This is a genomic window from Micromonospora craterilacus, from assembly GCF_003236315.1.
Taxonomy (GTDB): Bacteria; Actinomycetota; Actinomycetes; order Mycobacteriales; family Micromonosporaceae; genus Micromonospora; species Micromonospora craterilacus.
In genome coordinates, this window is the sequence record NZ_POTY01000002.1 from 1 (window position 1) to 23,032 (window position 23,032).

Annotated in this window: 21 protein-coding genes; 20 read left to right on the forward strand and 1 reads right to left on the reverse strand. The window is 70.8% G+C overall.

What is annotated here, in order from left to right:
- The first annotated feature begins 147 nt into the window (after positions 1-147).
- From C1I95_RS35065 to C1I95_RS00515, 6 genes are all read left to right on the forward strand, one after another.
- Positions 148-558 carry a hypothetical protein gene (locus tag C1I95_RS35065; RefSeq protein ID WP_158566227.1) on the forward strand — a complete coding sequence of 137 codons (411 nt, stop codon included), beginning with the start codon at positions 148-150 and terminating at the stop codon, positions 556-558.
- 221 nt (positions 559-779) lie between these two features.
- Positions 780-1,541 carry a DeoR/GlpR family DNA-binding transcription regulator gene (locus C1I95_RS00495; protein ID WP_111211730.1) on the forward strand — a complete coding sequence of 254 codons (762 nt, stop codon included), beginning with the start codon at positions 780-782 and terminating at the stop codon, positions 1,539-1,541.
- Between the two features lie 55 nt (positions 1,542-1,596).
- Positions 1,597-2,964 carry an ABC transporter substrate-binding protein gene (locus tag C1I95_RS00500; protein WP_111211731.1) on the forward strand — a complete coding sequence of 456 codons (1,368 nt, stop codon included), beginning with the start codon at positions 1,597-1,599 and terminating at the stop codon, positions 2,962-2,964.
- 53 nt (positions 2,965-3,017) lie between these two features.
- Complete coding sequence (locus tag C1I95_RS00505; protein WP_111211732.1) at positions 3,018-3,950, forward strand: carbohydrate ABC transporter permease; 933 nt, start codon at positions 3,018-3,020, stop codon at positions 3,948-3,950.
- Positions 3,947-4,825 carry a carbohydrate ABC transporter permease gene (locus C1I95_RS00510; protein ID WP_111211733.1) on the forward strand — a complete coding sequence of 293 codons (879 nt, stop codon included), beginning with the start codon at positions 3,947-3,949 and terminating at the stop codon, positions 4,823-4,825. Before C1I95_RS00505 ends, C1I95_RS00510 begins: the two co-directional genes overlap by 4 nt.
- A complete protein-coding gene (locus C1I95_RS00515) occupies positions 4,822-5,811 on the forward strand; it encodes a zinc-dependent alcohol dehydrogenase family protein (RefSeq protein WP_111211734.1) in 990 nt (329 codons plus the stop codon). Before C1I95_RS00510 ends, C1I95_RS00515 begins: the two co-directional genes overlap by 4 nt.
- A 137-nt stretch (positions 5,812-5,948) precedes the next feature.
- Here C1I95_RS00515 and C1I95_RS00520 read toward each other — a convergent pair whose 3' ends face one another.
- Entirely contained in the window at positions 5,949-7,130 is a 1,182-nt protein-coding gene (locus tag C1I95_RS00520) for an MFS transporter (RefSeq protein ID WP_111211735.1), read from the reverse strand.
- Positions 7,131-7,172: 42 nt separating this feature from the next.
- Here C1I95_RS00520 and C1I95_RS00525 point away from each other — a divergent pair, with 42 nt between their 5' ends.
- From C1I95_RS00525 to C1I95_RS00590, 14 genes are all read left to right on the forward strand, one after another.
- Positions 7,173-7,652, forward strand: coding sequence for a MerR family transcriptional regulator (locus tag C1I95_RS00525; RefSeq protein ID WP_111211736.1), 480 nt, complete (start codon positions 7,173-7,175; stop codon positions 7,650-7,652).
- Positions 7,653-8,082: 430 nt separating this feature from the next.
- Positions 8,083-11,424 (forward strand): glycosyl hydrolase family 95 catalytic domain-containing protein, encoded by a 3,342-nt coding sequence (locus C1I95_RS00530; protein WP_233513168.1) that lies wholly within the window; start codon positions 8,083-8,085, stop codon positions 11,422-11,424.
- Between the two features lie 147 nt (positions 11,425-11,571).
- Entirely contained in the window at positions 11,572-12,225 is a 654-nt protein-coding gene (locus tag C1I95_RS00535; protein ID WP_111211737.1) for a M23 family metallopeptidase, read from the forward strand.
- A gap of 54 nt (positions 12,226-12,279) precedes the next feature.
- Positions 12,280-12,864 carry a DUF302 domain-containing protein gene (locus tag C1I95_RS00540; RefSeq protein ID WP_111211738.1) on the forward strand — a complete coding sequence of 195 codons (585 nt, stop codon included), beginning with the start codon at positions 12,280-12,282 and terminating at the stop codon, positions 12,862-12,864.
- Between the two features lie 61 nt (positions 12,865-12,925).
- Positions 12,926-13,387: a hypothetical protein gene (locus tag C1I95_RS00545; RefSeq protein ID WP_146605601.1), complete on the forward strand. Its 462-nt coding sequence runs from the start codon at positions 12,926-12,928 to the stop codon at positions 13,385-13,387.
- 192 nt (positions 13,388-13,579) lie between these two features.
- Positions 13,580-15,115 (forward strand): ABC transporter substrate-binding protein, encoded by a 1,536-nt coding sequence (locus C1I95_RS00550; protein ID WP_111211740.1) that lies wholly within the window; start codon positions 13,580-13,582, stop codon positions 15,113-15,115.
- A gap of 18 nt (positions 15,116-15,133) precedes the next feature.
- The gene (locus C1I95_RS00555) at positions 15,134-16,078 is read left to right on the forward strand and encodes an ABC transporter permease (RefSeq protein ID WP_111211741.1); all 945 of its coding nucleotides are present in this window, start codon (positions 15,134-15,136) and stop codon (positions 16,076-16,078) included.
- Entirely contained in the window at positions 16,075-16,968 is an 894-nt protein-coding gene (locus tag C1I95_RS00560) for an ABC transporter permease (RefSeq protein ID WP_111211742.1), read from the forward strand. The genes C1I95_RS00555 and C1I95_RS00560 overlap by 4 nt, the downstream gene beginning before the upstream one ends.
- Entirely contained in the window at positions 16,965-17,969 is a 1,005-nt protein-coding gene (locus C1I95_RS00565) for an ABC transporter ATP-binding protein (protein WP_111211743.1), read from the forward strand. The genes C1I95_RS00560 and C1I95_RS00565 overlap by 4 nt, the downstream gene beginning before the upstream one ends.
- A gap of 77 nt (positions 17,970-18,046) precedes the next feature.
- Positions 18,047-19,048, forward strand: coding sequence for an ABC transporter ATP-binding protein (locus C1I95_RS00570; protein ID WP_111211744.1), 1,002 nt, complete (start codon positions 18,047-18,049; stop codon positions 19,046-19,048).
- A 271-nt stretch (positions 19,049-19,319) separates the two neighbouring features.
- Entirely contained in the window at positions 19,320-20,342 is a 1,023-nt protein-coding gene (locus C1I95_RS00575; RefSeq protein WP_233513169.1) for a sulfate ABC transporter substrate-binding protein, read from the forward strand.
- On the forward strand, positions 20,339-21,187 hold the full coding sequence (gene cysT, locus C1I95_RS00580) for a sulfate ABC transporter permease subunit CysT (protein WP_111211745.1): 849 nt from the start codon (positions 20,339-20,341) through the stop codon (positions 21,185-21,187). Before C1I95_RS00575 ends, cysT begins: the two co-directional genes overlap by 4 nt.
- Positions 21,180-22,016, forward strand: a complete 837-nt coding sequence (locus C1I95_RS00585) for a sulfate ABC transporter permease (RefSeq protein WP_111211746.1) — start codon at positions 21,180-21,182, stop codon at positions 22,014-22,016. Before cysT ends, C1I95_RS00585 begins: the two co-directional genes overlap by 8 nt.
- Complete coding sequence (locus tag C1I95_RS00590; RefSeq protein ID WP_111211747.1) at positions 22,013-23,023, forward strand: sulfate/molybdate ABC transporter ATP-binding protein; 1,011 nt, start codon at positions 22,013-22,015, stop codon at positions 23,021-23,023. The genes C1I95_RS00585 and C1I95_RS00590 overlap by 4 nt, the downstream gene beginning before the upstream one ends.
- Positions 23,024-23,032 lie beyond the last annotated feature (9 nt).

Here is a 23,032-nt window from a genome sequence, read left to right on the forward strand (position 1 = left end):
ACCCCACCCGGCGCCGGCCCGTCCAGCCCGTCCGCCGGCCCGACCTCCGGCGCTTCCAGCCCGACCTCCGGAACGTCCAGTCCGCCGTCCGGTCCGCCGAGCGCCGACGCGGTGCTGTCCGGGAAGCGCCAGGTCACCATCGTGCGGGTGTCGGACCAGGCGGCCGGGCTGGCGCTGCTCGACGACGGTCGGCTCGCCGAGGTCGACGGCGACGAAGGCCGCCAGTTGTTCGTGTTCGCGCCGCAGGGGCCTGACACCTATCTGATCCGCACCGCGGAGCCGGGCACCGACGACCTGACCGACACCTGCTGGGAGGTCCGGTCCTCGGGCAGTCAGCCGCTGCGGGTCGTCGCGGCCCCCTGTGCCCCGGAGGAGCCGAGGCAGCAGTTCTCGATCGTCCGCGACGGGCAACGGAACGGCGCGCCGACGTACGCGATCAGCAACCACTCCGCCTATCTGCAGAACTCCGCGACCCGTGGCCTGATCCTCGAAGAACTCGGCGACGCACCGCTGACGACCCGGTTCCGGTTCGTCGACAACGGTGCCGCACCGGGGTGACGGATCGCGTGCCCGAGCGGGCGTCTCGGGTGGAGATCGGGCAGACGGAACGGCCAAACGGGCGGCCGGTATGCGGGATATGCAGCGGATCACCCGTTCCCAACTGCCCGTTCGGGGCTGGCGCTCGGGCAGCAAAACCACCAGATTGACCTGCATGTGACCGGGGTCACGCGCCGTTAACGGTGTTACAAAAAGACCCACGGGCCAGCAGGAGGTGCAAAGTGGACGCGACGGAGCGCAGACACCACATCCTCACCCTGGCGCGCCGTCAGGGCGACGTTGACGTGCGGAAGCTCGCCGCCGACCTGGCCGTCGCGCCGGAGACGATCCGACGCGACCTGAGCCTGCTGGCCCAGCAGGGCCTGGTACGGCGGACGCACGGCGGCGCGTACCCGATGGAGACCGCCCGCTTCGAGACCACCCTGGAAACCCGGGCCACCAGGATGGTCGTGGAGAAGCGGCGGATCGCCACCGCGGCGGTGGAGCACCTCGGCGACGCGGAGTCGGTCTTCATCGACGAGGGCTACACCCCGCAACTGATCGCCGAGGCGTTGCCCACCCACCGGCCGCTGACCGTGGTGACCGCCTCGCTGCACACCGCGGCGGCGCTGGCCGCGTACCCGACCATCACCGTGCTGCTGCTCGGCGGCCGGGTCCGCGGACGCACCCTGGCCACCGTCGACCACTGGGCCACCCGCATGCTCGCCAGCTTCGTCATCGACCTGGCCTACGTCGGGGCGAACGGCATCTCCCGCAAGCACGGGCTGACCACGCCGGACCCGGCGGTGGCGGCCGTCAAGGCCCAGGTGATGGCGGTGTCCCGGCGGGTGGTGTTCGCCGGGGTGCACACCAAGTTCGGTGGCCACAGCTTCTGCCGCTTCGCCGACGTCGCCGACGTCGACACCATCGTCACGGACACCGCGCTGCCGGCGTCCGAGGCACACCGTTACTCACTGCTCGGCCCGGTGGTGCTGCGCGTCTGAGCGCCCCGGCTGATCCCTCCTTTCACCCACCACACCACCACCATGGAGGTTTGCTGTGCCCAGAACACGATCTCCTCGCCGATGGCGCGGCACGCTCGCCGTCGCCCTCGCGGTCGGTCTGGCCTCGACCGCCTGCTCCGGAGCCGGCGGCGGCTCGTCCGGCGACGGCGACGGTACGGCCATCACCGTGTTGATGGTCGGCAACCCGCAGATGGAAGACCTGGCCAAGGTCACCGCCGACAACTTCACCAAGCAGACCGGGATCACGGTGCGGTTCACGATCCTGCCGGAGAACGAACTGCGCGACAAGGTGACCCAGGACGTCGCCACCCAGGGCGGACAGTACGACGTGGCGACCATCGGCGCGTACGAGGCGCCCATCTGGGCGCAGAACGACTGGCTGCACGAACTCAGCTCGTACGCCGACGCCGACACCGGATACGACAAGGGTGACCTGCTCCAGCCGATGGTCGCCTCGCTCTCCGGCGCCGACGGCAAGCTCTACGCCGCGCCGTTCTACGGCGAGTCGTCCTTCCTGATGTACAACAAGGAACTCTTCGCGGCCAAGGGCATCACCATGCCCGAGCGGCCCACCTGGCAGCAGGTCGCCCAGTTCGCCGCCCAGCTCGACGACAAGAGCGCCGGCGTCGCCGGCATCTGCCTGCGCGGCCTGCCCGGCTGGGGAGAACTGTTCGCGCCGCTGACCACCGTGGTCAACACCTTCGGCGGCACCTGGTTCGAGAAGGACTGGACGCCCAAGGTGAACGCGCCCGAGTTCACCGAGGCGACGAAGTTCTACGTCGACCTGCTCCGGGCGCACGGCCAACCGGGCGCGCCGCAGGCCGGGTTCACCGAGTGCCTGAACACGTTCGGCCAGGGCAAGGCGGCCATGTGGTACGACGCCACCTCCGCCGCCGGCACGCTGGAGGACACCAACTCCAGCACCGTCGCCGGCAAGGTCGGCTACGCGTACGCGCCGGTCAACAAGACCGAATCCTCGGGCTGGCTGTGGGCCTGGGCCCTCGCCATGCCGAAGACCACCAAGAACGCCGACGCCGCCTGGAAGTTCATCTCCTGGGCCACCGGCAAGGAGTACGAGCAGCTGATCGGCTCCTCGCTCGGCTGGTCCCGGGTGCCGGCCGGCAAGCGCCAGTCCACCTACCAGATCGCCGAGTACCGCGACTCCGCCACCGCCTTCGCCGACATCACGCTCAAGTCGATCCAGGAGGCCGACCCGGTCAACCCCGGGGTGCAGCCGCGTCCCGCGCTCGGCGTGCAGTTCGTCGGCATCCCGGAGTTCGCCGACCTCGGCACGAAGGTGTCCCAGGAGGTGTCGGCCGCGATCGCCGGCCAGACCACCGTCGACAAGGCGCTCGCCGACGGCCAGCGGCTGGCCGAGGACGTCGCGAACAAACACCGGTAGTCGCGCGCCGGGGCCGGCCATCGGCCGGCCCCGGCCCTGCCCAAGGCGGATCGATGACCACGACCATCACCACCGGTGCGGGCGCGACACCGCGCCCCACCGCACGACCCTCCCGTCCCGGCCGGGGGCAACGCTGGGCCCGCCGGGCCCCGCTGCTGCCGGCCCTCATCTTCGCCATCGTGGTGACCCAGCTGCCGTTCCTGTTCACCCTCTACCTGTCCACCCAGAGCTGGAACGTGCTGCGGCCCGGCAGCCGTGAGTTCATCGGGCTGGCCAACTACGGGCGGGTGCTCACCGACGACCGGCTGCGCGCCGCGCTGGTGAACACGGTGGTGCTCACCGCCTCGTCGGTGATCCTGTCCGTGCTGCTCGGCCTCGGCCTGGCCATCCTGCTGGACCGCAAGTTCCCCGGCCGCGGCATCGTCCGTACCCTGCTCATCACGCCGTTCCTGGTGATGCCGATGGCGGCGGCGCTGCTCTGGAAACACGCCATCTACAACCCGTCGTACGGCCTGATCAACGGCATCCTCGGCGGCAGCACCGACTGGGTGTCGCAGTACCCGATGGTCTCCGTGGTCGCCGCGCTGGTCTGGCAGTGGACCCCGTTCATGATGCTGATCATCCTGGCCGGGTTGCAGGGCCAGTCGCTGGAGACCCTCGAAGCCGCCCGGGTGGACGGCGCCGGGCCCTGGCAGACCTTCACCCGGGTGACCCTGCCCTACCTGCGGCCCTACCTGGAACTGGGCGCGTTGCTCGGCTCCATCTACCTGGTGCAGACCTTCGACGCGGTATTCACCATCACCCAGGGCGGTCCCGGCCGGGCCACCACCAACCTGCCGTACGAGATCTACCTGACCACCTTCCGCAAGTTCGAGTACGGCGAGGCCGCCGCGGCCGGCGTCGTGGTGGTGATCGGCACCATCATCGTCGCCACCTTCGCGCTGCGGGTGATCTCCAGCCTGTTCCGGATGGAGGACACGCGATGACCGCCCTACGTCAACGCGCCGCCGGCGCGACCCGCCGCAGCACCGCCAGTCCGGCCCGCCGCAGCACCGGCGTGACCGGGGCGGCCTGGACCGTGCTGGCCTGGCTCGCCGGGCTGCTGTTCTTCCTGCCGGTGCTGTGGATGGTGCTCACCGGCTTCAAGCGCGAGGTCGACGCCGCCAGCAACCCGCCGTCCTGGTTCTCCACCCCGGTCCTCGACGGCTACCGGCAGGTCTTCGACCGGGACATCACCCCGTACCTGCTCAACTCGATGATGGCCAGCCTGCTGTCCACCCTGCTGGTGCTGCTGCTGGCCACCCCGGCGGCGTACGCGTTGTCGATCCGGCCGGTCGCCAAGTGGCGCGACGTGCTGTTCTTCTTCATCAGCACGAAGATGCTGCCGGTGGTCGCCGCCCTGCTGCCGATCTACCTGCTGGTCAAGGAACTCGGCATGCTGGACAACATCTGGACCATGGTCGTGCTCTACACGGCCATGAACCTGCCGCTCGCGGTGTGGATGATGCGTTCCTTCCTGCTCGAGGTGCCGGCGGCACTGATCGAGGCGGCAGCCATGGACGGCGCCAACCTGATCGTCACCATCCGGCGCATCCTGTTGCCGATCGTCGCGCCCGGCTTGGCCGCCACCGCGCTGATCTGCTTCATCTTCAGCTGGAACGAGTTCTTCTTCGCGGTCAACCTGACCGCCACCCGGGCCGGCACCTCGCCGATCTTCCTGGTCGGTTTCATCACCTCCGAAGGGCTGTTCCTGGCCCGGCTCTGCGCGGCCGCGACGATCGTGTCGCTGCCGGTCGTACTGGCCGGCTGGATCGCCCAGAAACAACTCGTCCGAGGACTCTCCATGGGGGCGGTCAAGTGAAGGCAGCAGTCATCGTCACGCCGGGTCAGATCAGCGTGGAGTCCGTGCCGGACCCCACGCCCGGCCCGCGCGACGTGGTCGTCGAGGTGGCCGGGTGCGGGATCTGCGGCACCGACCTGCACATCATGGACGGCGAGTTCGCGCCCGCGTACCCGATCGTGCCGGGCCACGAGTTCGCCGGCACGGTGGTCACGGTCGGGCGGGACGTCACCGAGGTGCGGGTCGGCGACCCGGTCGCCGTCGACCCGTCGCTGCACTGCGGTGAGTGCTACCAGTGCCGGCGCGCCCGGGGCAACCTCTGCGAACGCTGGAACGCCATCGGGGTCACCGTCTCCGGCGGCGCGGCCGAGTACGCCCTCGCCCCGGTCCGCAACTGCATCACCCTGCCCGAGGGGGTCACGCCGGCCGACGCCGCCCTGATCGAGCCGCTCTCCTGCGCGGTGCGCGGCTTCGACGTGCTGCCCCGGCGGCTGGCCGACCACTACCTGATCTACGGTGCCGGCACCATGGGCCTGATGATGCTGGAGCTGGCCAAGCGCTGCGGCGCGGCCACCGTCAGCGTGGTCGACCTGAACCCGGACCGGCTGGCCACCGCGGTCCAGCTCGGCTGCTCGGCGCACGCGGCCAGCGCCGACGAGTTCGACCGACCGCGCGGCTGGGACGTGGTGATCGACTGCACCGGGGTGCAGGCGGCCATCGAGGACGGCCTGCGCCGGGTCGCCCCGGCCGGCACATTCCTCCAGTTCGGCGTCTCCGAGTACGCCACCCGGGTGCCCGTCGAGCCGTACCGGATCTACAACCAGGAGATCAGCATCACCGGCTCGATGGCGGTGCTGCACAGCTTCGAGCGGGCCGGCGAGCTGTTCGCCGCCGGTGTGCTGGACCCGGCCGTCTTCATCAGCCACCGCTTCCCGCTCGACAAGTACGCCGAGGCCATGGCCCAGTTCCGCGCCGGCGTCGGCCGCAAGATCCAGATCGCTGGCTGAGGTGTAAGGAGGGGCCCCTTCTTAACGCCTGAGGTAGAGAAAGGGCCCCTTCTTAACACGCTCACGGTGGCCGGCTGACCCGCCGGGAGTGGCCCCGGCATGCCGGGAGTGGCCCCGGCATGCCGGCCGGGCTGCTGTCAGCCGGCCTCGGCTCGGGTCGGCGTAGCGGTCACGTCGGGCAGCGGTGCCCGTTGCCGGGCGATGCCGGCCGCGACGACGGTCGCGGCCAGCACGGAGACGGCGGCGACCGGGCCGATCCAGGCCGGACCGAGCCCGACCGTGAGCACCGCGCCGCCGAGCGCGGCCCCGAGTGCTCCGGCGGCGCCGGCGACCGAGATGTTGACGGCCGCGACCAGCCCGGTGCTGCCCGCGTCGACCTGGCCCATCAGCCAGGTCTGGACCAGCGGTACGACCAGGAAGGCCGCCGCTCCCAGCAGGGCGAGCCCGGCCAGCGCTATCGGCGGGACGGGCAGCAGGACCGGCTGCGCCAGCAGGATCACGGCCAGGGCGCCGACCGCCGCCGGCAGTCGGCGGCTGATCGCGTCCGGGCGTACCCGGCCGGCGAGCAGGTTGCCGGCGATGGTGCCCAGGCCGTAGCCGACCAGCCCGACGCTGACCCAGCCCGGGCTCAACCCGGTGACCTCACGCAGCATCGGCGCGACGTAGGTGAACGCCGCCACGAAGCCGGTCAGCGCCAGCAGGGTCACCCCGAACCCGGCGAGGAGGGCGGGGCGGAACAGCCCGCCGACGCTCTCGCGTACCCCGGTCGGCGGCGGCGTGGCAACCCGGGGGCAGAACACGAGCACGCCGAGCAGCCCGGCGGCGGCCAGGACGGCCACCGCCACGAAGGTCACCGGCCAGCCGAACGCCTCGCCGACCAGGCTGCCCAACGGCAGGCCGAGGACGGTGGCCAGCGCGAACCCGCCGAACAGCCGGGCCACCGCGGTGGTCTGCCGCTCGGCTGGCACCGAGGCCATGGCCACCTGGGACGCCACCGCCATGAACAGGGCCTGGGCCAGCGCCGAGCCGAGCCGGGCGGAGAGCAGCATCGGGTACGAGGTGGCCATGGCGCTGGCCACCGCCGACACCGTGGCCAGCGCCATGGTGCCGGCCAGCAGCTCACGGCGGGGCAGCCGACGGGTCAGCACGGTGGCGACCGGCCCACCCACGGCGACCACCACCATGTACGCGGTGACCAGTTGCCCGGCGGCGGGTACCGACACACCCAGGTCGGCGGCGACCTGGGGGAGCAGGCCGACCAGCACGAACTCGGCGGTGGCCACGGCGAACGAGCAGACGAGAAGGACGTAGATGATCACGAGGCCGACGCTAAAGCCTGACACTGACGTTAGAGTCAAGGAATGCAGATCGGGGAGTTGAGCAAGCGGACCGGGGCCTCGGTGCGGATGCTGCGCTACTACGAGGAGCAGGGGCTGCTGGTGCCCACGCGGACCGACTCGGGATACCGGGTCTACCAGGACGCCGACGTCGACCGGGTGGCCCGCATCCGCTGCATGCTGTCGGCCGCGCTGCCCTCCGGGGTGGTCGGGCAGGCACTGAGGTTCCTGCTGGACGGGCGGGCGGTGATCCCCGACGAGCCCGCCGACCGTGCCCGGTTGGCCGAGACCTTGCAGGGTGAGCTGGACACGTTGACCGAGAAGATCGCGGCACTGCAACACAGTCGGGACCTGCTCGCCACCATCGTCGCCGACGTACGCGGGGAACTGGTCGGCCCCGGCCGGCCGGGTGACCCGGGCGGCGCGGTGGTACGCCGATCGGTGCGTAAGGCGGGGCCGGCGGTCGGGCGCGCTCGCGGCGCCGGCCGGGACACCGACCGCTGACCGATCGCCTCCCGGCGTGGGCGCGCCGTGCGGGTCCACGGCGCGGCGGCGTCGCGCCCTGCCGCGAACCGATCCCGCCCAGCATCGCCTCGCCCGTCGCCCAGTCACCGTGTCGCAACGAGCTCGCTGATACGTCCGATGTCTATCAGTCCGTGGCGACGTCCACAAGGTCGCGACATCGATGCGCTGGTTTTGTCCGACCGATGCCGACGACCGAGCGGAAGGCTTTGTCGAGGTGGGAGCGCTCACCGGGCGGAATCGACGATGTTGACTCCTTGTTTCTCGCTGATGTCCTTTGTAGCCTCGTGCTCAAACATCGGAGGTGAGCCGGCTTCCGCCGGTGACCCGGCCGGTCCGTTCCCCACCCCTGCCCTCGGACGACCCGGAGACATCGATGGATGAGCCACGCCGGCGGCGATCTCTTCGTCGCTTGACGACCGCAGCCCTCGCGGCCAGCCTGGTGGCTGTGCTGCCCGCCTGGTCCGCCACCACCCCGGCGGAGGCCACCGCGGCCGCCGCTCAGGATCCCCTCACCCTCTGGTACGACGAACCGGCCGCCGACTGGGAAACCCAGGCGCTGCCGATCGGCAACGGCGCGCTCGGCGGCATGGTCTTCGGCCGGGTGGCGGCGGAGACCGTGCAGTTCAACGAGAAGACCCTGTGGACCGGCGGCCCCGGCTCGGCCAACGGCTACAACTTCGGAAACTGGACCTCGCCACGGCCGGGCGCCATCGAGGAGGTGCAGCGGCTGATCAACGAGCGCGGCCGACTGTCACCCTCGGAGGTGGCGAACCGGCTCGGCCAGCCCAAGAGCGGATTCGGCTCGTACAACACCTTCGGTGACCTGTCGCTGCGACTCACCCGGGACCCCGGAACGGTCCAGGAGTACCGGCGGGAGCTGAACATCGGCACCGCGGTGGCCAAGGTTTCCTACCTCGACGGCGGGGTCCGCTACACCCGCGAGTACTTCGCCAGCTACCCCGACCACGTCCTGGTGGTCCGGATCAGCGCCGACCAGCCCGGCCGGATCGGCTTCACCGCCGGCGTCACGGCGCCGAGCAACCGGTCCAGGACGGTCACCGCCAGCGGCGGCCGCATCACCTTGGCCGGCGCGCTCAACGACAACCGGCTCAGGTACGAGTCGCAGATCCAGGTGAAGGCGGAGGGTGGCGCGGTCACCGACGGTGCCGACGGCACGGTCACCGTACGGGACGCCGACGCCGCCACGGTGATCCTGGCCGCCGGCACCGACTACGCGCCCAGCTACCCCACCTATCGGGGCGCCGACCCGCACCCGGCCGTGACGGCCACCGTGAACGCCGCGGCGGGCAAGACGTACGCCCAACTGCTCGCCGCGCACACCGCCGACCACCGCGCGCTGTTCGACCGGGTCCGGCTGGACATCGGCCAGCAGATGCCCGACATTCCGACCGACGACCTGCTCCGCGGCTACACCGGCGGCGGCTCCCCGGCGGACCGCGCCCTGGAGGCGCTGTTCTTCCAGTACGGCCGCTACCTGCTGATCGCGTCGTCCCGGGCCGGGTCGCTGCCGGCGAACCTGCAGGGCGTCTGGAACAACGTGACCAACCCGCCCTGGGACGCCGACTACCACGTCAACATCAACCTCCAGATGAACTACTGGCCGGCCGAGGTCACCAACCTCTCCGAGACCACCGCGCCGCTGTTCGACTACGTCGACGCGATGGTGCCGCCGGGCCGGGTCAGCGCGCGGGAGATCTACGGCAGCCGGGGCTGGGTGGTGAACAACGAGACCAACATCTACGGCTTCACCGGCCTGCACAACTGGGCCAGTTCGTTCTGGTTCCCGGAGGCCGGCGCCTGGCTGGCCCAGCACTACTACCAGCACTACCAGTTCACCCGCGACGGCGCGTTCCTGCGCGACCGCGCGTACCCGGTGATGAAGGAGCTCGCCCAGTTCTGGCTGGACGAACTGGTCGTCGACCCGCGCGACGGCAAGCTGGTGGTGTCGCCGAGCTACTCGCCCGAGCAGGGCGACTTCACCGCCGGCGCGTCGATGTCGCAGCAGATCGTCTGGGAGTTGTTCACCAACACCGTCGAGGCCGCCGGGATCATCGGGGGCGACGACGCGTTCCGGCAGGAACTGCGGGCCGCGCTCGGCCGGCTCGACCCGGGCATCCGGGTCGGGTCCTGGGGCCAGTTGCAGGAGTGGAAGGCGGACCTGGACGACCCGAGGAACGAGCACCGGCACGTCTCGCACCTGTTCGCCCTGCACCCGGGCGCGCAGGTCTCCGCACTGCGTGACCCCGAGCTGGCCGCCGCGGCCAAGGTCTCGCTGACCGCCCGGGGCGACGGTGGCACCGGCTGGAGCAAGGCCTGGAAGATCAACTTCTGGGCCCGGCTGCTCGACGGCGACCACGCCCACAAGATGCTCACCGAGCAACTGCGGCAGAGCACCCTCACCAACCTGTGGGACACCCACCCGCCGTTCCAGATCGACGGGAACTTCGGGGCCACCTCCGGGGTGGCGGAGATGCTGCTGCAGAGCCAGAGCGGCGAGGTGCACATCCTGCCGGCACTGCCCAGCGCCTGGGCCGACGGCTCGATCAGCGGGTTGCGCGCCCGCGGTGACCTCACCGTCGACACGGCGTGGTCGGCCGGCGCCGCGACCGAGATCGCCGTCACCGCCGGCCGGACCGGTGCGGTGACGCTGCGCAGTCCGCTGTTCGCCGGGCCGTACCAACTGGTCGACACCACCACCGGCAAACGGGTCACGGCCCGGCCGCAGGGCGAACGGCTCACCTTCACCGCGCAGCAGGGGCACCGCTACGTCGCCACCGCACAGGTCGCCTTCGCCGTCGCCGCGCCGCAGACCCTGGAGGCGGACGAATCCGGGACGGTCGCGGTGACCGTCAACGCCGGGGTCAACCTCCCGCCGTCGACGTTGACGCTGGCCCTGCCGGCGGGCTGGAACGCGCAACCCGCCCGGTTCGAGGTGCCCCGGATGGGGCCGGGCAGCTCCCGGGTGTACCGGTTCACCGTCACCGCGACCCGGCAGGCCGCACCCGGCAAGAACCGGATCGAGGCGCGGCTGGTCACCAACAACGGGTGGCGGGCGTCCGGGTGGACGGCCGTCGCGTTGCCCGTACCGCCGCCCTGCGGCCGGCCGGACCCGGCCCACCCGCTGGTCGCCTGGGACCCCACCAGCGGGGACACGGTCGCCGACCGATCGCCGCACGGTCGCACCGGCACGGTGCACACCGGTGCCGGGTACGTCACGGACGGGCCCACCGGCAGTGCGCTGGCGCTCAACGGCACGCGGTACCTGCGGACCGCCCCCACCACGCTGGGATTCCTGGAGGCCGCCACCTTCGCCGCCGAGGTCAAGGTGACCACCACCGGCAGCTACCGACGGCTGTTCGACTTCCAGCCCAGCGGTGATCCGGGCACCGACGGGGTGCTGATCGACCTCACCCCCACCAACCAGGTGCGGTTCATCGGTTCGGGCGCCGGCGTCACCAGCAACGCCACCGTGCCCGTCGGCCGGTACGTCGACCTGGTCGTCACGATGGACGACGGCGGCAACATCGTGGTCTATCTCGACGGCCAGCAGGCCGGCACGGCCAAGGTGCCGGACGGCGGCATCATCGGCTGTGCCACCCGCGAGCTGCGATTCGGAGCCGACCAGAACGGCGGCCAGCGGTTCACCGGTGAGGTGGACCGGATCGCCATCCTGCCCGAGGCGCTCCCGGCCAGCCAGGTCCGCACCTGGCAGGCGCGCGCCTTCGGCTGACCCTGGCCCGCCGGTCGCCGCCGGCTGAGCGCCCGGCCGGTCACGGTCCGGCCCGGTGGGACCCGCCGTCCCGCCGGGCCGGACCGTCGGCCACCGGTACGGCCACCGCACCGGCCTCCGCGGGACCGGGTGTTGCCGGGGTCTGCCATGCTCTGGCTGGTGACGACCGGCCACCCCCGTTCCCACCGCCGTACCCGTAGCCGCAGGTTCCGGATCCTGCTCACGCTCGGTGCCGTGGCCGTCCTGGCCGTGGTCGCCGTGGTCGCGGTGCCGCTGCTGCGGCCGCCGGGCCCGCGCCCGTTGTTCCAGCTTCCGGTCGGCTGCGGCGAGACGTGGCAACTGAGCACCTACCCCGGCCATGACGACTACGACGTGGACCTCTACCCGACCGAGGGCGAGGTGTGGGGCAGGCCGGTGCTCGCCTCCTCCGAAGGCACCGTCACGGTGGCCGGGATCAACGGCTCGCTGGGTGGTCGTACCCCGGAAAACCCGGACGGCCCACGGGGCCGCGGCGGCGGTTACTGGGTGAAGATCGATCATGGCGGCCGGTGGGAGACGCAGTACCTGCACCTGCTCGAACCGCCACTGGTGGAGGTCGGGCAGCGGGTCGCCCAGGGCGAACAGATCGGGCGGATCGGCAGCACCGGCAACTCCGGCGCGCCGCACCTGCACTACGAGCAGCGCCGGGGCTGGCAGAAGGTGGAGACCTGGTTCGACGGGTCGCCGTCGGGCATCACCCACGACGACGCCGAGTACACCCTGCGGCTGACCAGCAACAACTGCGCTCCCGCACAGTCGTAGCCGGCATCGCGGGAACCGCCTCCGGGCTGCGCCGGTGGCTCCTAGGATCGGCACATGGCCCAACCCGACGAGGGGGACGTGTCGGGTCGGCACGGCGACCCGATACCGGCGACGGTGCCCGACGGCGCGGAGACACACACCCGGGTGATCGTCGACCGGATCACGCTGACCTCCGCGCGGGCGTTCGACGACGTGCTGGCCGACGTCTACACCGGCATCTCGCGGCCCGACCTGGCGGCCGAGATGCACGAGTGGGCGTCGGCGCCGTCGTACGCCGACTACACGAGAAAGGTACGCGAGGCCAGTGGCCCGGCCGGCCTGATGCGCTTCCTGCACCTCGACCTGGACACCGCCCTGCGCGAGGACCCCGACATCACGCCGTACCGGCTGGTCCGAATCATCGCCGGCAACCCGGTCACGATGAGTCGGATGACGCGCCACGTGCCCGACGCGGGCGCGTACGCCCCCGTCACCATCCTGCTCTGGCAGGACGGCGACACCGTGCGGATCGCTTACGACACGGTGGCGAGCCTGATCACCCCGTACGGCGATCCGCGTGCGTTGGCGGTGGCCCGCGAACTGGATGCCGAGGTGCTGGACCTGCTCCGCCGCGCCGCCGCGGCCCCAGCCCGCGCCTGACGCCGGCCGCCCGGCGGTGCGGAGCGCGGGGATGTCGTACCCCTCTGCTGGAATGCCGGGCGTGGGTGTGTTGTATGACTACTTCCGGGCGGCGGACGACGCCGCGGCGGTGAAACTGATGGCGGATCTCGACGGCGGCCCGGTCGTCACGGCAGACGGGCGACCCGGGGTCGACGCGATCGACCTCAAGGGCATCGACCCCGGGGTGACGCTGGGTCAACTGGTGTCTCTCGCGCGTGGGGTGGCCTGGCAGGCCGGTCTGGTCGGAGAGCAGTTGCTGTGCAGCGGTGACCCGGACGGGCCCTGGCTGACCTCCCTCGACGACGCCACAAGGGACACCCTGGCCTCGATCACCGCCGCCCAACTGCCCGAGCTGTCGGCCCGCTGGGGGCAGACCGAGGAACTCGCCTGGGACGGCCCGCTCCCCGCCGACCAGATGCTGCCGGTGATCGAGGCGGTCGCCGCCCTCGCCCGGCGGGCCCGCGACGCCGGTGAACACCTCTACTGCTGGTGCTGCCTGTAGCTCCGGCGGGGCCAGCGGCCGAGCCTCCGTGTCCTGCCGGCAGGGCGGTTTGCGGCTAGCGTGGGGCGAGGAGGGGAGGCGGCGGCCCCGCGGAGCGGGCAATTTGCCACAGTTTGTGTTGACATTCGTCGGCCAGGGGGCCAGACTCGCCAAAATCTTTCATCTGCCGGGGAAGAATCCAGGGGGAGGACCATGTCCAGCACCAGATTCCGGTTGGCCGGCGCCACATTCGCCCTGATGCTCGTCGCCGTCGCCGGATGCACCACCGGTGAGGGCGTCGACGTCGACGGGGCTGACGGGGCAGGCGCGGGCGGCGTCCTCAATGCCGCCATCGGCGGCGAGCCCGACCAGCTCGACCCGCACAAGACTTCCGCCTACTACAGCTTCCAGGTGCTGGAGAACGTCTACGACACCCTCGTCGAGCCGGACGCGAACCTGGAGATGAAGCCCTCCCTGGCCACCGAGTGGACCACCAGCGACGACCAGCTGACCTGGACTTTCACCCTCCGCGAGGGGGTCAAGTTTTCCGACGGGTCGCCGCTGACCTCGGCGGACGTGGTCTACTCCTACACCCGGATCATCGACGGGAAACTGAACACCGCGTACAAGTTCGCCACCGTCAAGTCGGTGACCGCGCCCGATCCGACCACCGTGGTCGTCGCCCTCACCGCGCCCACCCCGAACCTGCTGGCCAACCTCGGCGGCTTCAAGGGCGTGGCGATCGTCCAGAAGTCCAACGTGGAATCCGGCGAGGTGACCACCAAGCCGGTCGGCAGCGGCCCGTTCGCCATCGGCAGCTACAGCTCCGGCGACAACATCCGGCTGGTCCGTAACGACAATTACTGGGGCGACAAGCCCAAGCTCGACGGGGTGACCTTCACCTTCGTCAAGGATCCCACGGTGGCCCTGCAGAACCTGCGCGGCGGCGAGGTGCAGTGGACCGACAACCTGCCACCCCAGCAGGTCCCGGCCCTGCTCGACGGCGACGACGTCAACGTGCGAACGGTGCCGTCCAGCGACTACTGGTACCTCGCCCTCAACCAGGCCCGCAAGCCGTACGACGACGTCAACGTGCGCCGGGCCGTCGCCTTCGCACTCGACCGGGAGGCGATCACCAAGGCCGCCAAGTTCGGGCTGGCCACCGTCAACCAGGCGGCCATCCCGGAGAACAGCGCCTTCTACTACGAGTACGCGCCCTACCGGCACGACCCGAACCAGGCGCGGCAGCTGCTCGACCAGGCCGGCGTCAGCGATCTGACCATGGATCTGATGGTCACCAGCGAGTACCCGGAGACCGTCACCGCCGCCCAGGTCATCGCGTCGCAGCTGGAGGCCATCGGCGTCAACATCAAGATCCGTACGCTGGACTTCGCGCAGTGGCTCGACGAGCAGGGCAAGGGCAACTTCGACTCGTTCATGCTCGGCTGGCTGGGCAACGTCGACCCCGACGAGTTCTACTACGCCCAGCACCACAGCGGCGGCACGTTCAACTTCCACAAGTACCGCAACCCCGCCGTGGACCAGCTGCTCGACCGGGCCCGGACGGAGACCGACCAGGCCGCCCGCAAGCAGCAGTACGAGCAGGTGGCCAAGCAGATCGTGGACGACGCCAGCTACATCTACCTGTACAACCCGGACGTGGCGCAGGGCTGGTCCAAGCAGGTCTCCGGTTACGAGGTACGCACCGACCGGGCGATCCGGTTCCGCGACGTGGCCCTCGCCCGGTGAGCCGGCAGGGGACCTCAGGTGGCCCGCTTCGTCATCCGCCGGCTGTTGCAGTCCGGCGTCGTACTACTCGGCGTGACCCTCGTCGTGTTCCTGCTGCTCCAGTTGGTGCCGGGTGACCCCGTCCGGGTGGCCCTCGGCACCCGCTTCGACCCGCAGACGTACGAGGCGCTGCGGGCCCGGGCCGGGCTGGACCAGCCCCTCGTCGCGCAGTACTTCAACTATCTCGGTCGGGCGCTGACCGGCGACCTCGGCGTCAGCTTCCGCAGTGGACGGCCGGTCACCTCGATCGTGCTGGAGCGGCTGCCCGCGACGCTGTCCCTGGCGGTCACCGCCGTCGTGTTCGCGATGCTGATCGCGTTCCCGTTGGGCGTGCTGTCGGCCATCCGCAGCGGCTCGTTCATCGACCATGCGGCGCGGGTGTTCAGCCAGTTCGGCGTCTCGGTGCCCGACTTCTGGATGGGCATCATGGGCATCCTGCTCTTCGCCGGGGTGCTCGGCTGGCTGCCACCGTCGGGCTATGTGGCCCTCACCGAGGATCCGGCCAGGTGGGCCTCGCACGTCGCCCTGCCGGCGGCGACGGTCGGCCTGGTGACCGCCTCGATCCTCACCCGGTTCATCCGATCCTCAATGCTGGAGGTGCTGTCGGAGGACTACGTCCGCACCGCCGAGGCGAAGGGGCTGCGGACCCGGGTGGTGGTGCTGCGGCACGTGCTGCGTAACGCGCTCATCCCGGTGGTCACCGTCGTGGCGGTGCAGCTGGCGAGCCTGCTCGGCGGCGTGATCGTGATCGAGGTGCTGTTCGCCTGGCCCGGCATCGGCCGGCTCACCTACGACGCGGTGCAGGCCCGGGACTATCCGGTGCTGCAGGGGGCCGTCCTCCTGGTCGCCGCGTTGTTCCTCCTGGTCAACCTCCTGGTGGACATCCTCTACGCCCGCCTCGACCCGCGCATCACGGTCCGATGAGCGCGGGTGGAGAAGGCGGTGGGGACGGTCAGCTGCGCCGGGCCCTGTCGGCGTTGCGCCACGACCCGCTGGCCCTGACCGGCAGTGCGGTCCTCGCGCTGCTGGTCGTGGTGGGCGTGGCCGGGTCCTGGTTGGCGCCGTCGGGCGTCAACGACGTGGACGTCGACCGGATGCTGGAGTCGCCCAGCTGGTCGCATCCCTTCGGCACCGACGAACTCGGCCGCGACGTGCTCAGCCGGGTCATGGTCGCGGCCCGGGTGTCGCTCCAGGTCGGCCTGGTCAGCGTCGGGATCGCCCTGGTCGTGGGCGTGACCCTCGGACTGTTCGCCGGCTACTACCGGGGCTGGCTCGACAACGTGCTCATGCGCTGCATGGACGTGTTGTTCGCGTTCCCGGTCCTGCTGCTCGCGGTGGCCATCGTGGCGGTGCTCGGGCCGGGGCTGCTCACCGCGATGATCGCGATCGGGGTGGTCTACACCCCGATCTTCGCCCGGGTGACCCGGGCCGGGGTGCTCTCCGTCCGGGAGCAGGTCTTCGTCCGGGCGGCCGTCTCGATCGGCGCGTCCGACCTGCGCATCATGCGCCGGCACGTGCTGCCCAACATCGCGGCGCCGCTGATCGTGCAGACCTCACTGTCGCTGGCCTTCGCCATCCTGTCCGAGGCGGCGTTGTCCTTCCTCGGTCTCGGCGTCCAACCACCGGCGCCCGCCTGGGGCCGGATGCTGTACGACGGGCGCGGCTTCGTCACCGATGCGTGGTGGCTGGGCGTGTTCCCCGGCGCCGCGATCTTCCTCACCGTCCTCGCGTTCAACCTGGTCGGCGACGCGCTGCGCGACGTGCTCGATCCCCGCCAGCTCACCGTCAGCGAAGCGAGGAGAAGCACCGCATGAGCGAGCGTCAGCGAGGCGATCGGCCGGTCCTGGCTGTCGAGGACCTCACCGTCACCATCGGCACCCGCCGGGGTCCGGCCCGGGCGGTCGCCGGCGTGGACTGGTCGGTCCGGGCGGGGGAGACCCTCGCGCTGGTGGGCGAGTCGGGCAGCGGCAAGAGCATGAGCGTGCTCGCCGCGACCGGCCTCGCGCCCCGGTCCGCCCGGGTGACCGGGCGCGTCCACCTGCTCGGTACGGAACTCACCGGGCTGCCGGCGGAACGCCGCCGACGGATGCGCGGGCGGCACGTGGGTTTCGTCTTCCAGGATCCGATGACCTCGCTCAACCCGGTGCTGACCGTGGGCCGGCAGGTGATCGAGGCCGCCGAGGAACACCTCGGGCTGACCCGGCGGGCCGCCCGGGCCCGCGCCGTCGAACTGCTCGACCTGGTCGGCATCCCGTCCGCCGCCGAGCGGGTGGACGCGTACCCGCATCAGTTCTCCGGCGGCATGCGCCAGCGGGTGGTGATCGCCATGGCGCTGGCCTGCGAGCCGGATCTGCTCATCGCCGACGAGCCGACGACCGCCCTCGACGTCACCACCCAGGCCCAGATCGTCGAGCTGGTCGCCGACCTGCAGCGGCGGCTGGGCACCGCGGTCGTCTGGATCACCCACGATCTCGGCGTCGTCGCCGGCATCGCGGACACGGTGGCCGTCATGTACGCCGGCCGCATTCTCGAACAGGGCCCGGTCGACGCTGTTTTCGCCGACCCGTCGCATCCGTACACCGCGGCGCTGCTGGCGGCCCGACCTGACCCGGCCGCCGGCGGCGGTGATCTGGTCACCATCCAGGGTGCACCGCCGAGTCCGCTGGACCTGCCCGCCGGCTGTGCCTTCTGGCCCCGCTGCCCGGTACGCGGCGACGCCCGCTGCGAGCATGAACTGCCGCCGTTGGCCCCGGTGTCCGCGGACCACCACGTGCGTACGTTCTACCCGCACCAACCCGACGGGGGGAGCCGATGAGCGAGCGCAACGCGAATCAGCGAACTCGGAGCTACGGTGCGTCATCTCGGCCCGGGGCGCAGCGGGGGAGTGCCGGCATGAGCCCCCAGCCGGAACCGGCCGAGGTGGTGGCCGCGCTCGACGACCTCACCGTGTGGTTCCCGACGCCGGCCGGCGTGGTTCGCGCCGTCGACGGGGTGTCGTTGCAGGTGCGCCGAGGCGAGACGCTGGGCCTGGTCGGCGAGTCCGGCAGCGGCAAGTCCACCACCGGCCTTGCGTTGCTGCGACTGGTCGACCCCACCTCCGGCAGCGTGTGGGTGGCTGGGCAGGAGGTGACCCGTTGGTCCCGGCGGCGGCTGCGCGCGCTACGCCGCCGGGTCGCCATGGTGTTCCAGGATCCGCAGGCATCTCTCGACCCGCGATGCACCATCGGGGCGAGCATCGCCGAGCCATTGATCGTGCACCGGCTCACCGACGGCGGTGCTGCCCGTCGCCGCCGGGTCGAGGAACTGCTCGACCTGGTCGGCCTGCGCCGCGACCTCGCCGACCGGCATCCGCACGAACTCTCCGGCGGCCAACGGCAGCGGGTGGGCATCGCCCGTGCGCTGGCCGGCGAGCCGGACCTGATCGTCCTGGACGAGCCGATCGCGTCACTCGACCTGAGCGTGCAGGCGCAGATCATGAACCTGCTCCGCGGTCTGCAACGGGAGTTGGGACTGACCTACCTGTTCATCGCCCATGACCTCGCCGCCGTGGAGCACATGAGCGACCGGCTGGCCGTGATGTACCTCGGCCGGATCGTGGAGAGCGGCACCCCGGCGCAGATCTGGCGGGAGCCCGCTCATCCGTACACTGCCGCCCTGTTGTCGGCGGTGCCGGTGGCCGATCCGCGAGTCGAGCGGCAGCGTCGGCGGATCATCCTCACCGGCGACATCCCCAGCCCGGTGGACCCGCCCGACGGCTGTCGGTTCCGGACCAGGTGTCCCCAGGCCCGGCCGGAGTGCGCCGGCACCGACCCGGTGCTGGTCGAGGTCGACGGCGAACACCGTGCGGCCTGTCTGTTCGCCGGGGAGGCCGTGCGGGCGATGCGGGCACCGTGACCCCGCCTCATTAAGGCTTGAAAACCTGTCGAGTTAGTGGGATATTCGGTGCGCGGTCGGCACGGACGATCAGAGTCGCCGCGCCGGTGTGGAGCCGAGCGCGACGCCTGATCGCCGCCGTCGAGGGGTAGCCAGTCGGGCATCGAGGCCCGATCCGCGACCGCACCCACCACTGTCTTCATGCCACCCCAACTCAAAACGGGCATATTCCCTATCTAATTGGTCGGATTTATATAGTGCGGGCGCGCACTGGATGGAGGACGGCATTCCGATGAGGCACCGGATCAGAGCGGCCATCGCCCTCGCCATGGTGACCGGCTTGGCGCTGTCGGGCTGCGGTGGCGGCGACGCGGCGGCGGGCGGCTCCGCCACGCTGAACATCGTCGGTTTCGCGGTGCCCGAGGCGGCGAACAAGGCCATCGCCGCGGAGTGGACCAAGACCGACGCGGGCAAGGGAGTCAGGTTCAAGACCTCCTACGGCGCCTCCGGCGACCAGAGCCGCGCCGTCGTGTCCGGCCTGAAGGCCGACTACGTCCACTTCTCCGTGACCAGCGACGTGACCCGCCTGGTCGACGCCGGGCTGGTCGACGAGAGCTGGGACGACGGCCCGAACAAGGGCATCGTGTCGTCCTCGGTGGTGGTGCTGGCGGTACGCAAGGGCAACCCCAAGAACATCCAGGGGTGGGACGACCTGACCAAGCCCGGCATCGGCATCGTCACGCCCAACCCCGCGTCCTCCGGCGCCGCCCGGTGGAACGCCCTCGCCGCCTGGGGGCACATCGCCGCCAACGGCGGAACCGACGCCCAAGCGCAGGACTACCTCACCAAGCTCTTCGCCAACGTGGTGTCGCTGCCCAACAGCGGCCGCGACGCCACCACCACCTTCCTCGGCGGCACCGGTGACGTCCTGCTCGCGTACGAGAACGAGACGATCCTGGCCCGGCAGAACGGTGAGGAACTCGACTGGGTCCTGCCGGCGACCACGCTCCTGATCGAGAACCCGGGCGCGATCCTCAAGGCCGCCGACCCGAAGGCGAAGGACTGGCTCGACTTCGTGCTCGGCCCGCAGGGCCAGCGGCAGTTGGCGCGCACCGGCTTCCGGCCGATCATCGACGGGGTCGACACCAGCGGCATCGAGGGCGCGCTCGACCCGAACAACCCGTTCCCCGCCCCGCAGAAGCTGCTGACCGTGGAGAACGACTTCGAGAGCTGGTCCGCGCTGTCCAAGAAGTTCTTCGACGAGAAGGACGGCATCGTCACCAAGGTCATCGCGGCGTCCGGGAAGGCGAAGTGACCTCGACCACCCTCGTCCCGGACCGGCCGGCGGGCAACCGCCGGTCGGCCCCGGGCGGCCTGCCGCTCACCCGGGTCTCCGGGCTGGGCCTCGGCGTGGCGATGGTGTGGTTCAGCCTGCTCGTCCTCATCCCGTTGGCGGCCGTGGCGGTGACCGCGTCGCAGGGCGGATGGAGCGGGTTCTGGCGGACGGTGACCAACGAACAGACCGCCGCCACGATCCGCCTGACCGTGGGCACCGCGCTGCTCGTCACGCTGGTCAACATCGTCATGGGCACCCTGATCGCCTGGGTGCTGGTGCGGGACCGGTTCTTCGGCAAGCGCGCGCTGGAGATCCTCATCGACGTCCCGTTCGCGCTGCCGACCATCGTCGCCGGTCTGGTGCTGCTGTCGCTGTACGGGCCGGGCAGCCCGCTCGGGGTCAACATCGCCAACACCCGGATCGCGGTGTTCCTCGCCTTCCTGTTCGTCACCCTGCCGTTCATCGTGCGGACCGTGCAGCCGGTGCTGGCCGAACTCGACCCGGAGGTCGAAGAGGCCGCGGCGTCGTTAGGATCCAGCCGGTACACCACCTTCCGGCGGATCGTCCTGCCGAGCCTCACCCCGGCCATCGCGGCCGGCGCCGCGCTGTCGTTCGCCCGTGCCGTCGGCGAGTACGGCTCACTGGTCCTGCTCTCCGGCAACCTGCCGATGCGTACCGAGGTGGCCTCGGTCCGCATCCTCAGCAGCATCGAGAACGACAACCCCGACAGCGCGGCAGCGGTCGCGGTGGTGCTGCTGGCCATCTCGTTGGCCGTCATCGTCGTACTCGACGCCATCCAGCGGAGGGTGATGCGCCGTGGCTGACCGTTCGATCGCCGCCCGTACCCAGGTCGGCCGCCGCCCCGGCCGGTACGTCCTGCGGGCCGTGGTCACGGCGTACCTGTTCTTCCTGGTGGCCTGGCCGCTGTACCTCGTCGGGCGGAACGCCTTCGCCGACGGGTTCACCAACCTCAACGACATCCTCGGCGATCCCGACGTGACCCACGCGCTGCGGCTCACCGTGGTCATCGCGGTGACCGCCGTCGTCATCAACACGGTGTTCGGCGTCGGCATCTCGATCCTGCTGGTCCGCTACGACTTCCCCGGCAAGCGGGCGCTCAACGCCCTGCTCGACATGCCGCTGTCGGTATCGCCGATCGTCGTCGGCCTGGCCCTGATCCTGGTCTACGGCGGCCGGGACGGCTGGTTCGGTCCGACGCTGGAAGCGGCCGGTCTGCAGATCATCTTCGCCGTGCCGGGCATGGTGCTGGCCACCGTGTTCGTGGCGCTGCCGCTGGTCATCCGGGAGGTCGTACCGATTCTCCAGGAGGTGGGCGACGAGCAGGAGCAGGCCGCCCGCAGCCTCGGTGCCAACGCGTTGCAGACGTTCCGCCGGATCACCCTGCCGTCGATCAAGTGGGGCGTGATCTACGGAGTCGTGCTCAGCCTCGCCCGTTCGCTCGGCGAGTTCGGCGCGGTCAAGGTCGTCTCCGGCAACGTGCTCGGTGAGACCCGTACGGCCACCCTGGTGGTCGAGGAGAAGTACCTGAACTTCGACAAGGGCGGCGCGTACGCCACCGCCTTCCTCCTCGCCCTCGTCGCCGTCGCCTGCATCATCGTCGTATCCGTCCTCAGGCCGAAGGAAGACCGTTGAGCATCGAGATTGTCAACGTCGGCAAGCGTTTCGGAGATTTCGTCGCGCTGGACGAGGTGTCGGTGAGCATCCCGTCCGGCCGGCTCACCGCCCTGCTCGGCCCCTCCGGCGGCGGCAAGTCCACGCTGTTGCGGATCGTCGCGGGCTTGGAACGCGCCGACACCGGAAAGGTCGAGATCGAGGGCGTGGACGCGACCGGACTGCCGCCGCAGAAGCGCAACGTCGGTTTCGTGTTCCAGCAGTACGCGGCGTTCAAGCACCTGTCGGTGCGGCGCAACGTGGCCTTCGGCCTGGAGATCCGGAAGCGGCCCAAGGACGAGATCCGGCGTCGGGTCGACGAGCTGCTCGCCCTGGTCCACCTGGAACAGTTCGCCGACCGGCTGCCCGCGCAGCTCTCCGGCGGGCAGCGCCAGCGGATGGCCCTGGCCCGGGCGCTGGCCGTGGAGCCGACCGTGCTGCTGCTCGACGAGCCGTTCGGCGCCCTCGACGCCAAGGTCCGCAAGGAACTGCGGGACTGGCTGCGCCGGCTGCACGACGAGGTGCACGTCACCACCGTCTTCGTCACCCACGACCAGGAGGAGGCGCTCGAGGTCGCCGACGAGATCGTGGTGATCAACGACGGCCGGGTGGAACAGATCGGGTCACCCGACGAGCTGTACGACCGCCCGGCCAACGAGTTCGTCATGCGCTTCCTCGGCCCGGTCACCCAGCTCGGCGACCAACTGGTGCGCCCGCACGACCTGCAGCTTTCCACCGAGGGCGGGGACCAGGCCGGTCTGCCCGGCCGGGTCACCCGGGTCACCCGGATCGGCTTCGAGATCCGGGTCGAGGTCACCGCCGACGACGGTCAGACCGTGACGGTGACCCTCACCCGCAACGAGTTCCTCGCCCTGGGCATCCAGGCCGACTCCGCAGTCCGGATCCGGCTAGCCCCGAACAGCCCCACCACCACTGCGACGTCCCCCGCACAACGGGCGGCGGCGCCCAGCCTCGCCGCAACCCATTAGTCGAACTCG

Bases quoted from the DNA above. Each gene is read 5' to 3' on its own strand.
- C1I95_RS00535 (WP_111211737.1), top strand. From the start codon at position 11,572: ATGCTCTGGCTGGTGACGACCGGCCACCCCCGTTCCCACCGCCGTACC.
- C1I95_RS00565 (WP_111211743.1), top strand. From the start codon at position 16,965: ATGAGCGAGCGTCAGCGAGGCGATCGGCCGGTCCTGGCTGTCGAGGAC.
- C1I95_RS00550 (WP_111211740.1), top strand. From the start codon at position 13,580: ATGTCCAGCACCAGATTCCGGTTGGCCGGCGCCACATTCGCCCTGATG.
- C1I95_RS00575 (WP_233513169.1), top strand. From the start codon at position 19,320: ATGAGGCACCGGATCAGAGCGGCCATCGCCCTCGCCATGGTGACCGGC.
- C1I95_RS00540 (WP_111211738.1), top strand. From the start codon at position 12,280: ATGGCCCAACCCGACGAGGGGGACGTGTCGGGTCGGCACGGCGACCCG.
- C1I95_RS00505 (WP_111211732.1), top strand. From the start codon at position 3,018: ATGACCACGACCATCACCACCGGTGCGGGCGCGACACCGCGCCCCACC.
- C1I95_RS00560 (WP_111211742.1), top strand. From the start codon at position 16,075: ATGAGCGCGGGTGGAGAAGGCGGTGGGGACGGTCAGCTGCGCCGGGCC.
- C1I95_RS00510 (WP_111211733.1), top strand. From the start codon at position 3,947: ATGACCGCCCTACGTCAACGCGCCGCCGGCGCGACCCGCCGCAGCACC.
- C1I95_RS00570 (WP_111211744.1), top strand. From the start codon at position 18,047: ATGAGCCCCCAGCCGGAACCGGCCGAGGTGGTGGCCGCGCTCGACGAC.
- C1I95_RS00525 (WP_111211736.1), top strand. From the start codon at position 7,173: ATGCAGATCGGGGAGTTGAGCAAGCGGACCGGGGCCTCGGTGCGGATG.